Origin of the sequence: Corynebacterium sp. HMSC072G08, from assembly GCF_001809185.1 — a bacterium.
In the GTDB taxonomy this organism is placed as follows: domain Bacteria; phylum Actinomycetota; class Actinomycetes; order Mycobacteriales; family Mycobacteriaceae; genus Corynebacterium; species Corynebacterium phoceense.
The window spans coordinates 114,325-118,505 of sequence record NZ_KV796464.1 but is presented as its reverse complement, the minus strand read 5'-3'; the positions used below and the strand labels follow the sequence as shown (position 1 = coordinate 118,505).

7 protein-coding genes are annotated in these 4,181 nt (G+C 62.5%); 2 read left to right on the top strand and 5 right to left on the bottom strand.

All coding sequences use genetic code 11. The annotated features are described in order from the left end of the window. Positions 1–3 precede the first annotated feature (3 nt). Together HMPREF2559_RS12590 and relB are read right to left on the bottom strand one after the other, a co-directional pair. Positions 4–309 (bottom strand): type II toxin-antitoxin system RelE family toxin, encoded by a 306-nt coding sequence (locus HMPREF2559_RS12590; protein ID WP_083297850.1) that lies wholly within the window; start codon positions 307–309, stop codon positions 4–6. Next, positions 309–521 (bottom strand): type II toxin-antitoxin system RelB family antitoxin, encoded by a 213-nt coding sequence (gene relB / locus HMPREF2559_RS12225; RefSeq protein WP_062040565.1) that lies wholly within the window; start codon positions 519–521, stop codon positions 309–311. Before relB ends, HMPREF2559_RS12590 begins: the two co-directional genes overlap by 1 nt. Positions 522–793: 272 nt before the next feature. Here relB and HMPREF2559_RS12885 point away from each other — a divergent pair, with 272 nt between their 5' ends. Continuing rightward, positions 794–1,099 (top strand): hypothetical protein, encoded by a 306-nt coding sequence (locus tag HMPREF2559_RS12885; protein WP_141681492.1) that lies wholly within the window; start codon positions 794–796, stop codon positions 1,097–1,099. Between the two features lie 30 nt (positions 1,100–1,129). Here the strand turns inward: HMPREF2559_RS12885 and HMPREF2559_RS12220 are convergent, their stop codons facing one another. After that, positions 1,130–1,399: a hypothetical protein gene (locus HMPREF2559_RS12220; RefSeq protein ID WP_070540973.1), complete on the bottom strand. Its 270-nt coding sequence runs from the start codon at positions 1,397–1,399 to the stop codon at positions 1,130–1,132. Here HMPREF2559_RS12220 and HMPREF2559_RS12215 point away from each other — a divergent pair. Then, positions 1,398–2,057 (top strand): DUF6891 domain-containing protein, encoded by a 660-nt coding sequence (locus HMPREF2559_RS12215; RefSeq protein WP_070540970.1) that lies wholly within the window; start codon positions 1,398–1,400, stop codon positions 2,055–2,057. The two genes, HMPREF2559_RS12220 and HMPREF2559_RS12215, sit on opposite strands and share 2 nt — an antisense overlap. Positions 2,058–2,167: 110 nt before the next feature. On the opposite strand, the gene HMPREF2559_RS12210 is transcribed toward HMPREF2559_RS12215, so the two are convergent. Both HMPREF2559_RS12210 and HMPREF2559_RS12205 read right to left on the bottom strand, forming a co-directional pair. Continuing rightward, positions 2,168–3,670 (bottom strand): hypothetical protein, encoded by a 1,503-nt coding sequence (locus tag HMPREF2559_RS12210; protein WP_070540967.1) that lies wholly within the window; start codon positions 3,668–3,670, stop codon positions 2,168–2,170. Positions 3,671–3,949: 279 nt separating this feature from the next. After that, on the bottom strand, positions 3,950–4,181 hold a 232-nt coding region (locus HMPREF2559_RS12205; protein ID WP_210387040.1), incomplete at its 5' end, for a hypothetical protein.

Below are 4,181 nucleotides of genomic sequence, written 5' to 3'. Positions count from 1 at the left end.
GAATCAGACACGCTTTCTGCTACTTAGCCCGCGATAGATCGTGTCGCGCCTTCCACCAGCAAAAACCTCGATCGTGATGGTTGATTCGTGAATGAGCGCGAGGATTCGATAAGCGCCGACACGGTAGCGCCATTCGCCAGATCGATCGCCTGTGAGGCCTTTGCCGAAAGCACGCGGATCGGCACAGCCTTCGAGATGGGTTTTCATCCAATTAAGCAGAAGCCGCGCATCGAACCGGTCCATCTTCTTGAGCTGTTTCCGAGCCGAGGCGGTGAGCTTAACTCTGTAGCTAGGGCCGTTGGCTGACATTAATCAAGCTCTTCGAGGACATCATTGATGCTAAAACGCTGTCCGTCATCGGCTTCGATGGCGGCTCGAAGTTCCTGAAGGTCGGCATGGTCTTCAATTTTTTCTAGCATTGCGCTTCGGGCGAATTCCGAGATCGTTGTGCCTTCGAATCTGACATACTTGCGGACGAGCTCGGCGTCTTCGTCGCTCATGCGTACGGTCATGGTTGTCATTCGATTCTCCCTTCTCTTCAGCGCTCTGAATACATCGTATTCACCCCTCGGGAATGCGGCAAGGGGGCTTTCCGCCTCGATGTGCTCACAATTAGGATGCACAGGTCGCTTGTACCATCGCTGCCGGGCGACATTCAGGTGAAGGTGTCCGAAGGTTTTACAAGGTCCCGAGAAACATCATGAAGTGTGTGTTAACTTGCGAGTGGGGTCAGACCCATACCGACCACATCGTTCCTGTAGCGACTGCCCCTAAGAATTAGGAGAGATCTAGCTTGAGTCTTCACAAGATCCTGTGGGTTTGTGCAGGTGTTGTGACGCTGATCATGGGCATCGGAAGTGGAATCCATTGGGTGCTCGGCGTTGCCCTTTTCTTCATCGCTGCCGTAGCAACAGCACGGTTCATTGCTGCAAAATCGGAGCTAGCAGGCGGACGAGTGGCTATCGGTGTGCTTGCCGCCTGCGTGGCTGTTGGCTATTTCTTTCCGCTCGTCCTGCCGCTCGCTTATATCGGATACGTTGCATGGACGTGGTATTCGCTTGCGTCCGGTGATGAAGGCGCGGCTGCCGTGCAGGGATAATCGCTGGGTTGAATTCCCGGCAGCCTTGCTTCATTTGTTTTGTTGGCGGCCGACGTTGATGGAGGGACCCTCGACGCAGTGCGCGGCGGTGAGCACCCGCTCGGGCGCGATAGCTGTGCCGGTGCGCTTGTGCGGCGTGCCGTCCGGGGTGTCGGAGATGCGGACCTGACCGAGGGCGATGGCGCCAGCCTTGCCGCTGCCGACGCCCAGCGTCGCCGCAGCTGCGAGGGTGAGAGCTCCGAAGGCACGCAAGGGGCGGCGCGCCGTGGCGGAGAGTTTTTCTTTATGCTGTGGAGGCATGGAGATTTCAGATTCGCTGCGCCAGCAACTCAACCATTGGATCCTTCCGGGATTCATGACCTTGGACGAGGTCCACGAAGCCGTGGACGACAACGAACTCGAAGACGTGTATCCCAATGATGATCCGCACGCGGCCGCCGAGCAGGTGTGGGAAGAACGCAAGGCCCAGGAGTCGGAGTGGGAGCACCCCACCGATTACGACCGGGTGAAGGCTGCATTCGATGAGATGGAAGACCAAGGGCTCGTGACGGGAATGAGCCTTGGATTCGATGTCAGTGACTGTAACGAGCTGCTTGGGGAGGAACGCACCCAGGTCGATGTGCCGGAGGGGGAGTATCCCTATCGTGACTGGGCATCGTGTGGCTTTCACATGCAGGATGCCGAGGGACTGGCGTACGAGCCGACGGAGCTTTATCTCGTCTTCGGTGCGTGGGCGCCGGGCCCGCCGATTGCTGGTGAGGTCGACGCCGAGAAGCTGCGCAAAGGCCACCCCGAGCGGAAGGACGAATGGGCTCGAATGGACGCCGCTTTGGGGCGGTTCCTCGTGGACATTCTTAAGCGTCACGACCTCGAGGTGGAGTGGGACGGCGACCCGCGCGGGCGGATTCAGCTGCTCAACCTCACCTGGCGCAAGCCGCTGCCGGAGGACGAGGAGTAGGCCTGCCGCGTCAGCTTGAGATTACTCGGATGACAGTGTGCCGAAGTCGGCGACGAGGTCGCCCAGGGTGAGGCGATAGCTGGGGAGGCGGACCTCGAAGAGGTCGAGCATCACGGCCAGGTAGTGGCGCTCGCAGAAGAGCTCGGCATCGGCATGGGCGGCGCGGTCGGTGGGCGTGACGTCTGGGTTGTCTGCACACTCGGCGCAGATGTGGCCGGCCCAGTGGATGTAGTGTGTGGGCAGGTTGGTGCAGGGGTATTCATCCCAGGCGCAGCCGCGGGGGACGTCGCCGTCGTCATCGTTGAACGGCGGGAAGCCGCCAGTGTCTTCGTCCGAGATGGACGCGGGGTGGTCGAGCAGCGCGACGGCGAGCTCGTGGTCGTGGGGTGCGGACATGGTTCTCCTTTCGGGGGGCGGGGTGGGCGCATTAGGCCTCGCGGGTGATGTCGACGGCATCGAGATGCGTCGCGAGGGCTGCGGCGGCGGGGATGAGGACGGGGTCGGCGAGGGTGGGCATCGTAAAGCTCTGCCCAGCGGCGACGATGGGCCTCGACGCGGCGCAGGAGCTCGCCGTCCTCGGGCAACTGGATGCGCAGGGCGACGGACTGGCCGTCGCGGTCTACGGTGAGCTCGAGGAGCGCAGCGGTGTGCTCGATGCACAGGTGAATGTCGAGGTCTGGGAACGAGAGCATCCACCACGCGGGCTGTGGCTGGGTGCCGTCTGCGTCCTGGGCGGGCGTGGAGAAGACCGCGTCCGCAGGGAAGTCCTCGCGGTGGACGGCGAAGTCCGCGGTGTAGTCCTGCGGGGCGGCGCCGTCGTAGTCGATGACGAGGCCCGGGCGTGCGTCGAGGTTATCGAAGCTGGAGACCCACATCTCGGGTGTGAAGTCCGTGTGGGGAAGCCACGGGTAGTAGCGGTCCTCCTTGTCCTTCACGATGTGCTTGGTGAGGAAGAGCATCGCGTTCTCGCGGTCGGGCTCCCAGCGGCGCAGCGAGCGGACCTCGGCGCGTAGCGGGGAGGAGGCGAGGTGACGGGCCAGCCAGCGCTGGAGCTGGGCCGGCGTGCGGAAGAGACTCAGGGGGACGGTGTCCTGGAAGTAGGAGACAATGTCGTATTCGACGCGCTTGAGCATCGCGTCTGCGTCGTCACCGCCCCAGGCTGCGGCGACGGTGTTGACCGGAAGCTGGGCGAACGCGTCGGGGTAGAGCTGGGCGAGACGCGCGACGGAGTCGGCGTCTGCCTCGGTGATGGCCTGGGCGGAGTTCCAGCGCTGGAGCGCTTCGAGGAACTCGAGGGCCGTGAGCAGACGCGGCTGGCCCGTAAACGGGTCGAACGCGAGCTCGCGCGGCAGGTCGAGGTAGGGGTTGTCGAAGCTGCCGTGCTCCGCGGTCTCGGTCTCCTCGATGCAGAAGTCGATGTCGCGCAGCTCGCCGGCGGCATCGAGAGCCGTCATGCGCCACAGCGAAGTATGGCCCTCGCCGTCGTCGTAGAGACAGACGAGCTCGTCGCCTGTGAGGAGAGTGTCACGCACCGGCGCGTAGTCGGCGCCGGCGTGGGCGCGGGCCGTGGTGAGCGGGTTGGCCGCCTGGTAGGTCTTCGTAGAGTCCTGCATGGTAAGTCACCAATCTTTCGAAACGTAGGAAACAGTGGACAAAAGCAGGGGAGTTGGACTCCCCAGATCGCTGTGTGATGCTTCAGTCGCGCCGTTTCCCCGAGGCCTTACCGTGTGGTTTCGCCGTGGCCTTATCTCGCGGGCCGTGCTGAGCGTGCCGCCTGCGCTGGGCGCTTTCTGAAGACATGGATTACTCTAAGCGGCAGCGGCGACATGTCTGCCGGAAGCTGCGAATGTCTGTGCGAGAACTCCGGTGTTGGTACAGCGTAGGGATGCTGCCTACTCGTCGTCCTCGCCGTCGACGGTGTTGTCTGCGAGGTTGATGTCGCGGACGGTCTCGAGGATCTTCGTCTTCAACGCGCCGATGTCGACGGTGCCGGAAGTTCTGCACTGGCTGGGAAATTCCTCCGCAGGTGCAGTAGTGGAAATACCTCCGCACGCGCGGAGAAGAGCTTGCTGTCCCAGAACGGGAGCAGCCAAGCATGGAAATACCTCCGCACGCGCGGAGAAG